We start from the raw sequence: 13,164 nt of genomic DNA, 5'->3' as shown, positions 1-13,164 counted from the left end.
AGTAAGGATTATGAACTACTGCCAGAGGTCAGTGAAGCCATGATTTATGGCGCTATGGTACGACTGATGCTCAGCCGTCTCGCCTCTTAATATCAACTTTATAAATCAGCTCTGATACTGAATCACGACCAACTACTGTTGTGGGAATTCGGGAGGAAGGGTGATTGCTCCAGTCTTCACCAATTGAAGGAATTGATTGAGCAGGTCAAGTTGCCGGAGTAGATGAGGGAGATTCTGGGGTCTTCGGGTAAAGTTAAACCCCCAGTTTTTAACCGTCTGTGAACTCAATCCAGTCGCTTTCGTTAAAGCATTAATACAGCTCTTTCTGTAGCCTTTATTTGGATTGAGTGGTACCCAGCGGTTACAGTAATCAATCGGTTCTAGAGGAATTCTGCGGAGAGCTTCTATCCTCTGCTCAAACTCAGAACTCGGAGAACGGCTTCCAGTCTCCATTGATTTTTAATTAATTGGGTTGATAAATCTTGTCGAACAGCCAAGGTGGGTTGAACTCATATCTGCTGTTGAAATTTTGGTTGTAGAGGCTAATGAGCTTGTTTAACTTCCACAAGTAATCCAGAGTTCTCGATTGGAATACAAAGGCGAAGTCCCAATTGGAACCGAAAACGAAACTACAGGCGATCAATAAACTGGCGATTGAAAGATTTTTGATTCTTCTGCGGCTTTTAGTTCTCATCGCTGTCTCCATCTGCCCAGATGATTAGCCCTCTCTCATCCAACTCATCTAAGCTGGCGGCATTGATTTCTTCCACGAATGAATCTGGGAGCGAGCGCATAATTAGTTCAATTAATTGGGCAACAAACTTATTCATCCTTATTCTTTATTGAGGTTAGTAACCTATTGGTCACAGGTAGGTCACAGAACGGTCATGGATGGGTCAGTCAGAGGTCAGAGGTCAGGGATATTACCGGAAGTGATGACCGCTATGACTCTTGTTGCATAAGGGTCTGACCGTTTCTGACCTAACTGACCGAATATTGAATTTAGCGCTTTTGACCAGGGTTCTCGCGTCTGGTCAGGAGGTCACATCCACGTTAAATTCGTCAGCGTCATTTACGCTCACCAGTGATGCCCGAACCAGTTCATTAATAAGCAATCGCACCTCATCTGAATCTTTAGTTAGGTTGCGAAGTGCCTTGCACATTGTTCGAGCATTGCCGATTTTCACCCATCCTTTACCTACAAACCAACTTCTCAAAACTTCTTTGGCTTGAGCATTATCGTGAATGACTTCTGCTGTATCACCGGGTTTTTCTTCTCGTGCCGGAGTATCAATATCAAACTCAAGACTCCAGATTCGATTCAGGTATTCAGGGGTATATCCTTCTAATTTTGTCCGAGCCGATTGACCGGGTTTGTAGTGCCTTAAATCGGGAAGTAAAGCGACCCGGCTCGGTTCTAATGTGGTGAAGATGATTGGGCGCTGATTATCCTTGGAGATTGGCTTGAGTTCTTTGAATGTTGCTAGCAGTGTTGACCGTTCATCCTCATCGGCAACCATATCTTTATTGCCAATCATGTTTGACAACACGCCGTAAGATTCGTTAATGCTGCCAAACTCATCTACTGAGTAATTTCCCAATCCAACAAGATTAAAGTTTTTGCGACTGTTCCGGTCTGCTTTCATTCCAATGGCAGCTAAGTTAAAGCTCTGTAAGTCCACAACCAGACAGACATTTAGCTCACGTCCGTTGTAAATAATGTCTGCCAGCTTGGTCAGATATTTTGAGCTTTTAACGGGTTCTTCGTTCTTTAATTCCTCTAGTGCCTGGTTGATACTTAGCCAATCCGCGAGAATTAATCGTACTGGGTTGAGGTCGGTTCTAGCGCTTTCGGGCAATCTACGGCGTTTATCGTAAATACCGTGGATGTGGTCAATTCCTTTCAATGCTTCTGACGGGTCAAGTGCATCGAATAAAATCACTCGTCCTTTCTTATCCAGCCCACCGAAGGAATCATTCTTTTGAGCGATCGCCCAAATTTCTGCATTCGGGTAACGTTGTTGAAACTTAGAGAGAAGATATGCCTCGGTGACAGACTTACCTGCTCCAGTGCTGCCAACAAGGAGGGTAGAACGGCGTGAACCCACCAATCCATCCAAGATTGCCATGCCGATTGTTTCTGAGTCTTTATTCAGGACTGTGCCTGATAAACCTGACGAGGTCTGGCTACTAGATGTTGGAGGAACACTTACCTGTTGCTCTGGGAGTTGAGCCGATTCGATTTGATTGCTGCTATCTAGCGAATCACGTCCATCCAGTAGCGGCTGCTCGTATGGCTCAAATGTGGCGTAAGCAACTTCAGCGGCTTCTAACATTGCTTTCTGATTGAATGCCTCAAATTCAATCTGGGCTTGAAGTTTTGCTTTTTGTAAACTAGCCGCATCCCAAATAGTCTTGTATTTCTGCTGTTCTGATTCCTTCTCTAAGAGCGATCGCGCCAATGTCATTGACGTTGCAAAACCTCCGATCGCCACGAATGAACCAAGCAGTTTCGCTCCCGCAGATCCTTGGGTTCGTCGGACATTTATCGCTCCAGTAGGGAGTCCCATCCAATCAGGTCTGACACTTTCGGTACAACCACTTTCAATCGGCAAACAGTAGTGGAGTTTGCCATCAAACTGTCCGGCTGTTCCCATTGCCGCACCAATAACACCCAATGCCATTGCAGACAACATGATTAGCCTTGGATTCATCACGCTGTCCTCCTGAGACATATTGATAAAAAGAGTGCAAACAATCCCAGCCCAATCCCAGTCCAAATCAAAGGATTCACTACTAAAGAGATGGAAAGGACTGTATCCCAAAATCCGGCTATCACCGAGGTAAGGATTGCCAGCCCAAGAATGCTGCTTACCTGTGGATTCTCTCTTGCAGCTAAGACGAAATACCCAGATGTACAGGCAATTAAAAGAGCATAACTAATCAGCATTCCCGGAATTATTCGGCACAACAAAGCAAGTGCTAAGCTACCACTGAAATACAAACCGAACTCAGAGATGTTCGCAAACATTCGATAGGACTTAATTGCATCGTTCTCTTTAACTTGAGATTCATTAGTTAGGAAATCAGCCTCGTGGTGAGGCTGATGATTACTAGGGTTAAACATCAGCTTTCACCTTTAATTAACGACCACTGAACCAGTCACCGATACCTTGCCAGAATCCTTTTTTCTGGAAGGAACGAGAACCATTGGTGAGTAAATACTTGCGTTCTTCCCGCTCTTTTCGCGCCTGTTCTGATAGCGCTTCTCGTCGTTCCATAAGAGGGATTTTCTCGTTGATGCGACGTACACTGTTTTGGTGCCGACGTGCCACAATTTGCAACGCTGTCTGGAAGTCCATTCGTTCGAGCATGAGGGCGCTACGTCCCTCTGCATCCAATAGCCTGAGACCGTTTGCTGCTTTCTCACCCATCATCCGAACGTGCTGCTGGTAGCCTTTTCCGGCGAGGAATACATTGAGAATCTGTTGGTCGATTTTCTTGGCAGCGGCAGCGGCATCCTTCTGAATGTTGGCTACAAATTGTTCGTAAATAACCTGCCCTTCAATCAGGGTTTTGAAGTGTTTTTCGAGTATTGGTAGCACTTCGATGAGTCTGTCCATCGCAGCAGCTCTATCAGCGAACTCTGATAGCTGCTGGTCGGTCATATTGGGTAGTTCAGCCAGGTCAATCCCAAAGTAATTTTTAGTTAAACCCACCAGGTTTTTATCTAGCGCGTGTACCCGATGAACGGCTGATTTTTTCGGTTGGTACTTGACGATGGCGGTGCTTTTAGATGATCCAAAGTCCATGATTAATTCCTTATAGTGAAGTGCGATTGCCTTCAACACTGAAAGCGATCGCTTAATTGTTTATCGACTCAGACCGAGCGCTCGTTCCATGCCTCGTTGCTCAGCTTGAAGCTGTTGGATGTGCTGTTCTTGTTGCTGAATGATTAAATCTTTGGGGTCGGTTTGAGGTGGTTTTGTCATGAAGTAAAACCCAATCCCACCGAGAATTAAAGCGAGTCCGATGTAATCTTTCATTGGTTAATCTCCCCCTGGTACATCCTTTTTGTGATTCGGTAGAGGGGCATTCTGGTGCTGCCTGGATGAAAGCCAGGGGTCAAGAAAATCCCTCCGATTGCAAGCGCTATCGCGTGTTTCATGACTCCGCTTCCTGGCGCTGTTTGGCGGCATACCATTGCCATGCACTGCTGACGATGTGCTGGTCTGCTTCTGGCAGGGGATAGGGTAGTTCGCCTGAATCTTGTCGGCTGAGAATATCGGAGGCTTGAACTGAAAGACTTTCTGGCACTCCGACACTGCGAAGGTTATCTGCCCAGGTTTCTTTGTTAGGCACGAGCAACCCCCTTCTCATGCAATCTTCGATATCCTCCAGCGAGCGCGATCTTGACTTGTACAAGCGCTGCCTGACCTTCTGAAGAGGAGCGAAACTGCTGAATGAATCCCTGCACCTGTTGCTGTTGGGAAGGTGTCAGGCTATCGGGCATCGGTTCAAATAAGTTGGCGTGGTCAGCGATTCGTCTCAGACTATCTAAAATTCGGTCAGGATGCCTTTGGTGTTCACCTTCAATTCGCAGGATGTGGTCAGCAATATAAATTGGGTTCACTTACGCTTCCCCCTTGCTGAATGCTCTGAAAGATTATTGGTAATTCGTTGAGCTACTACCCGAACTTCTGGGTCTGCAATGCGCTCAATAATTGGCTGCGGGTCGCTGCCTTTATGGAAAGCATCAGACAAGGCGATCGCGGTATTTAAGTCACACCCATGCGCGAGATATTGACCGTCTGGAAATGAAACGTCAAAGTCTGCCATTATTTCAATGTCTCCTTCTGTGTTGTTGGAGCCAGTAGTCAGCGGTTTGAGCCTCGTAAACTTTGCCGCTGACTTACTGACCGAAAATTTTAGTTTTGGTCGATCGAGGTAGCAGGATTTTCGGAAAATTGCTCGCCTGTTGCATCTTTCAAACTTGATTATGTTGTTTTGATTGATGCAATTCTGATGAGCCGTCGTGTCATGTGAGATTTATGCCGCATCTTCTGTATACAGCTCACCCAGCTCAGCATCAAAATCGAAGCTATCTGGCTCTTGAGGTTTTAATACTGATGAGGAGCTTTGTTGGGGAAGCGAAACAACTTTGCTGCCGCTGCTGGGAACTAAGCCCATTATCCAACTCAAAAGTTTTGCGAATGGAACCTGCTTCGCCATCTGACTAGCAACCCTGTGTTCGTACAAAATCCGATTGGCTAGTGTGGTTAAGTCAGCAGCCGTTAATTGATTCACTGGCTTACCCAAAACTCTTTCCGATTGAGACTTCAAATACTGCTCAATGTCTGGTTCAACTCGAACTCTGATATTCTCTGCCATTGCTTATTTCCCCCTTGCTAGTCGTCCTTCTGCCATCCGCTGCAACCCGATGGCGTTAGCCCAACTTCCCTGTGGGACGGCGGTAATTCCCTGAGTAGCAAGCATCTTTGCCACTCCTGGCATTTCAACCCCTCCTCCCCACGCAACAAAGCTTTGAGCAGAGTCGCGCCACTCCTGAACTTCTTTAAAGGCGAGGCGCAGGCGATCGCTTAACCACAGCTTGAGATGACGGGCGTAAATGCTGCGGAAGTTAAAGCTACGGGTGCCGTATTGAAAGCTCTGATTCTCAATTCCTTGTCGGATTGTCTCGACATTTCCTGCCTTTCCCGAACCCAAGAACTGAATGAGTTCGCTATCAGATGCAATTGCACCGAGTAGGTCAATACAGCCGCCTACTTCTAAAACTTGACGGTGGATAATTGCACCCCCTGGAGCAAAAACAGTTGGGATAACAGTAGAAGTCCCAAAGTCAAATGCAATGGCATGAGCCGTTCTATCAATTAATGGTTCTGGTTTCGATGAAACACAATAACCGTAAGAACCTGCCCCTTCAGGCGTGACTAAACTAACCTTGAGGTTTACTCGTGAGTGTGACGTGTTTTTGCCATTAAAACTAATAACGTGAGTACCTGCTGTTCTTTTAATCAACGGCGCTTGAAACACCTGTTTGTTGTGAATCGACAGGACTAAATGCAAGTTCCATTCTGGGCGGAAGGGTAAGGTAGCCAAGCCTCCTAATAACGTGTGCAAAGCATATTCAACTTTTAGCACTGGGTCATCACTCAGCTTGATGTGAGTTGTTGGTGCTTTCCAGGCAGCGAGAGTTCCGGTTAAGAATTCTCGCCCGATTAAGTCTTCTCTTTCGCCTGAGTGGTAGAAGAAATGTCCACCTTCTTTTGAGGTGAGAACATCGTGCAATTCTTCTTTAATTTCCAGCACTTTTGAAGGAGTGCGGACTTTCATTTGCTGGCTGCCACTGCCGAAGACCAGTTTGACCAATCCTGCCCCATTATCGACTCCAACGGCAATCGCTGGGGTACTTCGGGTCAGTTCAGCCTGCGTTGGCTGCGTCATTACCATTGCTCAATTCCTCCAAATCTTCAAGGTTCAATCCGTCTATCCCGTTTGTTGTCTGCGGTTGAGATGATTTTTGGCAAGAGAACTCTGTCGCCCAATCTCACCTGATTTTGTCGTTTGGTGAGGGGTTTGGGCGTTTTCGGTCTACAAGGATATGATGGCAGATAAGCCACTAATTAGCAACATTTAGTAAATATAAATTTGCTAATTAGTGGCAAATGATTTCTGTTTAGGGGCTAAGGAGTACAGTGGAACAAATAGAAGCCAATAAAATGATTGTGAGCAAGAGAGTCTACATTACACTGCCTGATTCGGTTTACGACGCCCTGGAACGATGGGCTGACGATCAAGGTAGACCCACCGCAAACTTGGCTGCCTATGTAGTGGAAAAGGCTATAGAGGAAGCACAAAAGGAAGGAAAAATTCCTCCTAACAACAACAGTCCCTCACCCACCAAAGGCAAGGGGTAGTCATGCATGATGATCACCTCTATCAAGAAGTCAGCCATCTCTCCCACGTTGCCGAGCTTTCAGCAGTGTTAAATCCGGTGAGACATTACTGTCAAAATCGCGCTGCTAATCAGCGTTCGGAAGGCGAATCTTCTCAGCACCGACTGAATCTTGTTGAGGTGCTTGCTGTAATAACGGAGGATTGGGACGATGAATAAAGCGCTAGGTGAAAGCTAGAAGTTAGGAAATCAATCGATTAGTCAATCTTTTCGCCTTCTCACCTTACTTATTCAAGAGGGCTTAATAAGCGGAAAATGCTCTTGCTAGCGTGAGATAAATTTCAGGGCACCAATGATTCTTCGCACAGTTATAAGAGGAACTTCCTAGCGCTCATCAGCTTTTCACCTCTTTAATCCTACTTCCAGGTTTTGAAATTGGAAGTAGGATTAACGTCTCCTAGGATACCTGAACATTTAAATACCTATCTAAAGAAATTAACGAGGATTAGGTTAGGTTGTGAAATTGAGGTAAATCAAGGCTTGCATAGGCTGGCTAAACGTCTAAATACCGTGGTTGTCAGAGATTTTAGATTTTATTGACATCCTCTGGCAATGCAAGTATCAAAAAAGAAGTTAACGAGGCTCAGGTTAAGTTGTGAAACTGAGGTAAATCAAGGCTTGCATAGGCTGGCTAAACGTCTAAATACCGTGGTTGTCAGAGATTTTAGATTTTATTGACATCCTCTGGCAATGCAAGTATCAAGTATTACGTTATTTTAGGTTGTTTGCATCTGTGTTATTTTTTACTTTTTCGAGATTTTTGTTTTTTTCTAGCTTGCAGATACGCGGATTAAAAGCAAAACGCCAGGTATAATCGGAACAGGCAAAATGTATAATATTTTGAATATGAAGCGGAAAAAACACGAAAAACCATGAGGCCAAATCAAAGGATCGACCCCAATCAAAATGAAGGGCTTGTGAAGGTCGCACAGCTATACAGCGTGTCGCGGGTTGAATTTGTGTACCGCGCGCTGAATGCCTATTCAAGTTCTTTAAATTTTACGCAAACGCAAAGTGACCCAGCCGTTCAAACCACTGAGTCAGCCACCCAAAAAAGAGGTTATCAAAAAAAAGAAAACGCAAAACCCTGTCTGCTGTTACAGCAACAGCATTTCACGCGATTAAACACGAGAGCATAAAAGCCTCACTAATGAGACAGCAAGTATCTTGGCGGATTCCCTGTCTGATTAGCAGATGTTGAAGTAACGCTCTATCGTTACTTCAATTTAGCATTGAAGTAGGTTACTAGACCACTAAAAAGTGAAGCTGAGCTTCTACTGCTAAACGGCTGATGCTCTCCTAACACAGGAGAGACATGAGTAAAAATACTTTTATTTTCAATAGGCACTCCCTCAATCTTGCTGGTGGAGGTGTGCCGTGTTATTAGATCGACACCTCGAAGAACTAGAAGCCAGCAAGATTGACGCTGACATCATCCGCCTCAACTTCAAGAGCGTGCGGGACAATGAACCTTATGAATATTTGTTCTACTCCCCCGCTGTCCCACGCCGCAACGATGGACGCCTACGGGATAGAGTCCTTAAAAACTATCGACACATTGAAGCAGGCGGATGGGTTTGTGTTGGACGCGACCCCTTAATTAATTGGCGAGAGCAGGAGTGGTGTACCTTTAAGCCGGATAAACCCCGACGCGCTCAAGACGGCAAACTCATTAAGTACGAACATCCTTATCGAACCCCAACACGGGCGATATTTGTGAAGGTGCCGCTTCACATCATGCAACTGGTGAGTGAGCACTGTAATATCCCGATGCCTGAAAAAGTAGAAGTTAGTCCTAGTGGTGAAGTAAAGATTTTCTGGCAGTGGGTGTTGGATTCCAACGTCCCGATTGTCATTACCGAAGGCGTCAAAAAAGCCGCCGCTCTTTTAACGGCTGGCGAGGCAGCGATCGCAATTCCGGGTGTCTCTTCAGGATTCCGTACCCCCAAAGATGAAAATGGGACTCTCACCGGAAACTGTCACTTGATTCCTGAGTTAGAAATATTCGCTACACCAGACCGCCAGATCAACATCTGCTTCGATCAGGATGAGAAGCCTCAAACCGTCGCCACGGTTGGGGCGATGATTGCGAAAACGGGTAGATTGTTTGCTTTTGCTCAGTCGGTTGTGAAAGTAATTACCTGGAATGGAATGCTGGGCAAAGGTGTTGATGACCTGATTGCGTTGCATGGCGTAGAACGTTTCTACACCGCTTACGACCAAGCGACGTCATTGGAAAAATGGGAGGCGCGGCAGTATTTCCAACTCACCTATAAGCCCAGCCTACAAGTCAATCGTCGCTATCTAGGAGAGCTGCCAATCCCAGACGGTGCCAAACTCGTTGCCCTGAAATCTCCAAAAGGCACGGGGAAAACTCAAACCCTGGCTCATTTAGCTCAGAAGGCGACTTACCTTGGACAGAAGGTATTAGTCATTACGCACCGGACTCAATTAGGTGGAGAGCTGTGCTATCGGTTTGGGATTGACTATATTTCGGAACTGCGAGATTCAGAAACTAAAGGAGTGCTAGGTCAGGGGATGTGTATCGATTCCCTGCACTCAGGTTCCTCCGCGAAGTTTAATGTGCATGAATGGAAAAATTGCTTAATTTTCATTGACGAGGTAGAGCAACTTATCGCCCACCTGTTGAACGGCTCAACCTGCCAGAAGAATCGCGTTGTCATCCTGCAAAACCTGAAGACTTTGATTCAGCAGAACCTGTCCAGCGAAAGCACTGGACAGGTGTTTCTATCGGATGCTGACTTATCTAACGTCAGCATTGATTTCATAAAAGGTCTAGCGGAATTCCAAGTCAATCCATTTATCGTCGTCAATGAGTGGAAAGCCCAGGATGGTGGACGACATTGCTACCAACATGGCGGGAAAAATCCTAGTGAATTGATAGCCGCACTAGAGGCTGATATGGAGAATGGCGGCATCCCTCTGATTGTTCTGTCGGCACAGAAAGAACAATCAACCTGGGGCACCATTAACATTGAGAGCCGATTGAAAGCTCTCTATCCTGAGCGCAAAGGCTTACGAATCGACTCGGAATCGGTGTCAGACCCCAGCCATCCCGCTTACGGATGCGTCGGCAATCTGAACGAAATTTTATCGGAATACGATTACGTCATTTGTTCACCCACCCTGGAAACGGGGATTTCTATTGATATCAAGGGACACTTTACAGGCGTCTGGGGCATTTTTCAGGGGGTTTGTGCGCCAGCATCCGCACTGCAAGCACTCGTGAGGCTTAGGGAAGGGGTAGATATCCATTTTTGGGCATCGCGGGTGGGGATGAATGGCTGTCGGATTGGCAATGGTTCAAGTTCCGTCAAATCGCTGCTCGCATCTCAACACACTGCGACGAAGGTGAATATTTTCCTCTTGCAACGTGCGGGCTTTGATTTTGAAGATATCGATACTAATTTCCAGAACGAATCCCTGCGAGCTTGGGCAAAGCTCGCCGCTCGTCACAATGCGGCAATGTGTAATTATGCCGACAACATTGTTGAAGGATTGAAGGCTGACGGACACACAATCATCCCCTTAGACGAGACGGGTAAGGGTAAGGAAATCAAGGAAGAAATCAAACTTAACCGAGATACGAATTATCAGAGGGAAGGAGAGGCGATTGCTGATGCACCAGATATTTCATCTGGTGAATACGAAAAGCTTTCCAACAAAATCAATAAAACCAAAGCCGAGCGGCAGACAGAACGCAAGCATTCACTCAAGCTGCGCTATGCCGTAGAGGAGATTACATCATCCCTTGTCCAGATGGACGATAAAAAGCTTTATCCCAAATTGCGCCTGCACTACTTCCTAAATGTGGGTAAGGAATACCTCAGCGACCACGACCAGAAAAGTGCGGCTGCTGCCACTGAAGCCAAAGCATTGTGGAAGCCGGACTTTAATCGCGCTCAAATGGGACTGAAAGTTTTGGTACTCCAGCGGTTGGGTATCGAGAAGTTTTTGCTTGAAGAAGGCAGGGAATTTAGAAACGGTGACGAGGACTTGGAATCACTGGCGTCCACTGCCATTGCTCAGAGAGGGAGAATTAGGACGGCGCTGGGGATCTCGATTCGCTTGGAAGATTCGTCAGTGGTCGTGTTGAGAAAACTGATGTCATGTCTGGGAATCAAATTGAAACCTCTAGGCAGAGATGGACAGGGGGAGAGAAAGCGCTTCTATGGCCTTGATGTGTCGCCCGAACATTCAGAAATCTTTCAGGCATGGCTTGAGAGGGATTTAGCCGCGGCGTCCACTACCAGTAATAAAGAGATTAATAAACCAGAAGTGGACAGAAAACTAATGGACGCTCCACCCTCAGACGTGGAGGTAGCCCCGTCCACTGTCAGTAATCAAGAGATGAATAAACCAGAAGTGGACGAAAAAACAGAGAAAAATTCACTCCATTCATTCGAGGTGGCGGCACGGTCGGGCGTGGCAGCAGTCGTTGAGAATGCTGTTCGCACGCTAAGGCTGGTCAAGACTCCAGAGCAGGTCACTGCGGTATTTGACAGGCTCAAACGATTTCCCCAAGGGATTAAAGGCGAAATTTGGGCATCAGTTCCCGACACTAGAAAACAGCAACTTTTAAAGATGGAGAAGGATGGACGCAGGATTGCCGAACTTCCCTCGCACCTTAAAATGGAGATTATCGAAGGTCAGCGTAGATTACTAGCTGCTCCGATGACAGAGATTCTTTCCACGCTTGACTATTTCTCAAATATCTACGAAGGGTGGTATTCAGATGAAGAGATCCGTCAAATCAGAGATGGCATTTGGCTGGGACTCGCGGAAGAAGAGAAGGTGCGGATTTCTATTAAAAGAAAGATCGCCTCTGAAACCCAATCGTCAGCGGCAAGTCGTAAGTCATTCTGGGGAGCGAACCACGCACCCAAACCCTCGTTTACTCCCGGTCAACGGGTGCGATTTGAAGGGAAAATTTATACCGTAATTGGATCAACTCATAGCCACAGCCAGCTTAAAGGTATTGATAAAGCGATAGTGAATTCGGATCTTAAGCCGCTTGAGCAAGAGACAGATCGAGCAGCGATCGCCTTTGTTTAAGAGAGCGATTGCTTGGAGTAATTCCATCGACTTACCCATGCAAAATTCAAGTTCCAATTGGGATTTGAAGAGGTGTTTACCCCAGGCACAATCTCAGTCTTCTCCCTCAAGTTCTGTTAAAACCTGAGCGAGTAAAATCCGCAGAACTTCAGACTTTTTCCTGCCAGTACGATTGGCAAGATTGGTGAGTTGGCGATGCATTTTTGGTGAGAGGTCAAGGCTAACTCGGATGGGTCGTTCCTTGGTTGGCTTAGTCTTAACAATGGAAAAATTTTGGTCGTTAGTGAGGAGTTAGAAGGAACTGTCCCATTTTTGATGTCTGACCGTTTGCTGCCTGGAGGTCTGTAATGGCGAAAAATCGTTGTTCGGGATAGCGAGTGTCCCATTTATGCTTCAAATTGGGACAGTTTAACAGGTACTAGCGATCGTAGACTTGTCAATCAGAACAGCCAAAAAAGCCTTAATTTATAGGCTTTTGAGCCTTGCCGACCAAAATTTTTCCGTTGCTATAACTAAGCCAATATGCCCATTGACCTAAAACGACTTTCTATGGGTCTAACTGTACTATGTCAAGGCAGACAGCTTTGGCATGACTTCAACATCAATTATCACTTCCATCAGCTTTTGCAGTTCCTGCTGCACCACGCTATGACCCGCCCACATTTATTTTGAGGCTGTGCAAATAGCGAAGAGTGATATAGCCTGAAGTGGAATGCAGTGATACGACTGCGAATAATTTTTGATGCTGTTTATACCCTGGCTATTGTAGCTGGGGTATTTTTTTTAGTGTAGTGCTTGCTTGGAAACTGCTAGATATAACTTCTACTTAGACTCAAATCTTTTCCTATTAATGCCGAGGGGGGAATTGAATTGAGGCATTTGTTGAGCCGAGACAGCTATATTTTACACTTTGCAACCCTTTTAGTCTCCAGGAATTGAGTTCAGCTTCCTTGAGAAAAGTCGCCCATTCCCTGCAATATTCCCTTAATCTTCTCTCTTAGAGCTGATTTATAAAGTTGATATTAAGAGGCGAGACGGCTGAGCATCAGTCGTACCATAGCGCCATAAATCATGGCTTCACTGACCTCTGGCAGTAGTTCATAATCCTTACT

General features: G+C 46.0%; 13 protein-coding genes and 2 pseudogenes. 4 read left to right on the top strand and 11 right to left on the bottom strand.

Annotation, left to right across the window (positions count from 1 at the left end; genetic code table 11):
• Positions 1 to 90: pseudogene (locus tag NC996_RS27450) on the top strand (IS5/IS1182 family transposase); the annotation flags it as partial.
• 593 nt (positions 91 to 683) lie between these two features.
• Here NC996_RS27450 and NC996_RS27445 read toward each other — a convergent pair.
• From NC996_RS27445 to NC996_RS27400, 10 genes are all read right to left on the bottom strand, one after another.
• Positions 684 to 830: a hypothetical protein gene (locus NC996_RS27445; protein WP_190416282.1), complete on the bottom strand. Its 147-nt coding sequence runs from the start codon at positions 828 to 830 to the stop codon at positions 684 to 686.
• Between the two features lie 204 nt (positions 831 to 1,034).
• The gene (locus tag NC996_RS27440; protein ID WP_190690700.1) at positions 1,035 to 2,714 is read right to left on the bottom strand and encodes a hypothetical protein; all 1,680 of its coding nucleotides are present in this window, start codon (positions 2,712 to 2,714) and stop codon (positions 1,035 to 1,037) included.
• Positions 2,714 to 3,127, bottom strand: a complete 414-nt coding sequence (locus NC996_RS27435) for a hypothetical protein (protein ID WP_190690698.1) — start codon at positions 3,125 to 3,127, stop codon at positions 2,714 to 2,716. Before NC996_RS27435 ends, NC996_RS27440 begins: the two co-directional genes overlap by 1 nt.
• Positions 3,128 to 3,143: 16 nt before the next feature.
• Positions 3,144 to 3,812, bottom strand: coding sequence for a hypothetical protein (locus NC996_RS27430; RefSeq protein ID WP_190690696.1), 669 nt, complete (start codon positions 3,810 to 3,812; stop codon positions 3,144 to 3,146).
• Between the two features lie 60 nt (positions 3,813 to 3,872).
• A complete protein-coding gene (locus NC996_RS27425) occupies positions 3,873 to 4,046 on the bottom strand; it encodes a hypothetical protein (RefSeq protein WP_190690694.1) in 174 nt (57 codons plus the stop codon).
• A gap of 118 nt (positions 4,047 to 4,164) precedes the next feature.
• Positions 4,165 to 4,362, bottom strand: a complete 198-nt coding sequence (locus tag NC996_RS27420; protein ID WP_190690692.1) for a hypothetical protein — start codon at positions 4,360 to 4,362, stop codon at positions 4,165 to 4,167.
• Entirely contained in the window at positions 4,355 to 4,633 is a 279-nt protein-coding gene (locus tag NC996_RS27415; RefSeq protein ID WP_190690690.1) for a hypothetical protein, read from the bottom strand. Before NC996_RS27415 ends, NC996_RS27420 begins: the two co-directional genes overlap by 8 nt.
• Positions 4,630 to 4,839: a hypothetical protein gene (locus NC996_RS27410; RefSeq protein ID WP_190690687.1), complete on the bottom strand. Its 210-nt coding sequence runs from the start codon at positions 4,837 to 4,839 to the stop codon at positions 4,630 to 4,632. Before NC996_RS27410 ends, NC996_RS27415 begins: the two co-directional genes overlap by 4 nt.
• Before the next feature lie 210 nt (positions 4,840 to 5,049).
• The gene (locus tag NC996_RS27405; RefSeq protein ID WP_190690685.1) at positions 5,050 to 5,391 is read right to left on the bottom strand and encodes a hypothetical protein; all 342 of its coding nucleotides are present in this window, start codon (positions 5,389 to 5,391) and stop codon (positions 5,050 to 5,052) included.
• A gap of 3 nt (positions 5,392 to 5,394) precedes the next feature.
• Positions 5,395 to 6,471, bottom strand: coding sequence for a hypothetical protein (locus NC996_RS27400; protein WP_190690683.1), 1,077 nt, complete (start codon positions 6,469 to 6,471; stop codon positions 5,395 to 5,397).
• 275 nt (positions 6,472 to 6,746) lie between these two features.
• Between NC996_RS27400 and NC996_RS27395 the strand changes: the two genes are divergently transcribed.
• From NC996_RS27395 to NC996_RS27385, 3 genes are all read left to right on the top strand, one after another.
• Positions 6,747 to 6,938: a hypothetical protein gene (locus NC996_RS27395; RefSeq protein ID WP_190690704.1), complete on the top strand. Its 192-nt coding sequence runs from the start codon at positions 6,747 to 6,749 to the stop codon at positions 6,936 to 6,938.
• A 2-nt stretch (positions 6,939 to 6,940) separates the two neighbouring features.
• On the top strand, positions 6,941 to 7,135 hold the full coding sequence (locus tag NC996_RS27390) for a hypothetical protein (protein ID WP_190690681.1): 195 nt from the start codon (positions 6,941 to 6,943) through the stop codon (positions 7,133 to 7,135).
• 1,218 nt (positions 7,136 to 8,353) lie between these two features.
• The gene (locus NC996_RS27385) at positions 8,354 to 12,052 is read left to right on the top strand and encodes a plasmid replication protein, CyRepA1 family (protein WP_190690677.1); all 3,699 of its coding nucleotides are present in this window, start codon (positions 8,354 to 8,356) and stop codon (positions 12,050 to 12,052) included.
• 1,022 nt (positions 12,053 to 13,074) lie between these two features.
• Here the strand turns inward: NC996_RS27385 and NC996_RS27380 are convergent.
• Positions 13,075 to 13,164 (bottom strand): annotated as a pseudogene (locus tag NC996_RS27380) (IS5/IS1182 family transposase); the annotation flags it as partial.

Source organism: Trichocoleus sp. ST-U2, assembly GCF_039961875.1.
Lineage (GTDB): Bacteria > Cyanobacteriota > Cyanobacteriia > Cyanobacteriales > FACHB-T130 > FACHB-T130.
This window is presented reverse-complemented; position numbering and strand designations above follow the sequence as displayed.

Excerpts from the sequence above, each read along its gene's own strand:
- NC996_RS27445 (WP_190416282.1), bottom strand. The coding sequence starts at position 830 with ATGAATAAGTTTGTTGCCCAATTAATTGAACTAATTATGCGCTCGCTC.
- NC996_RS27440 (WP_190690700.1), bottom strand. The coding sequence starts at position 2,714 with ATGAATCCAAGGCTAATCATGTTGTCTGCAATGGCATTGGGTGTTATT.
- NC996_RS27435 (WP_190690698.1), bottom strand. The coding sequence starts at position 3,127 with ATGTTTAACCCTAGTAATCATCAGCCTCACCACGAGGCTGATTTCCTA.
- NC996_RS27430 (WP_190690696.1), bottom strand. The coding sequence starts at position 3,812 with ATGGACTTTGGATCATCTAAAAGCACCGCCATCGTCAAGTACCAACCG.
- NC996_RS27425 (WP_190690694.1), bottom strand. The coding sequence starts at position 4,046 with ATGAAAGATTACATCGGACTCGCTTTAATTCTCGGTGGGATTGGGTTT.
- NC996_RS27410 (WP_190690687.1), bottom strand. The coding sequence starts at position 4,839 with ATGGCAGACTTTGACGTTTCATTTCCAGACGGTCAATATCTCGCGCAT.
- NC996_RS27405 (WP_190690685.1), bottom strand. The coding sequence starts at position 5,391 with ATGGCAGAGAATATCAGAGTTCGAGTTGAACCAGACATTGAGCAGTAT.
- NC996_RS27400 (WP_190690683.1), bottom strand. The coding sequence starts at position 6,471 with ATGGTAATGACGCAGCCAACGCAGGCTGAACTGACCCGAAGTACCCCA.
- NC996_RS27390 (WP_190690681.1), top strand. The coding sequence starts at position 6,941 with ATGCATGATGATCACCTCTATCAAGAAGTCAGCCATCTCTCCCACGTT.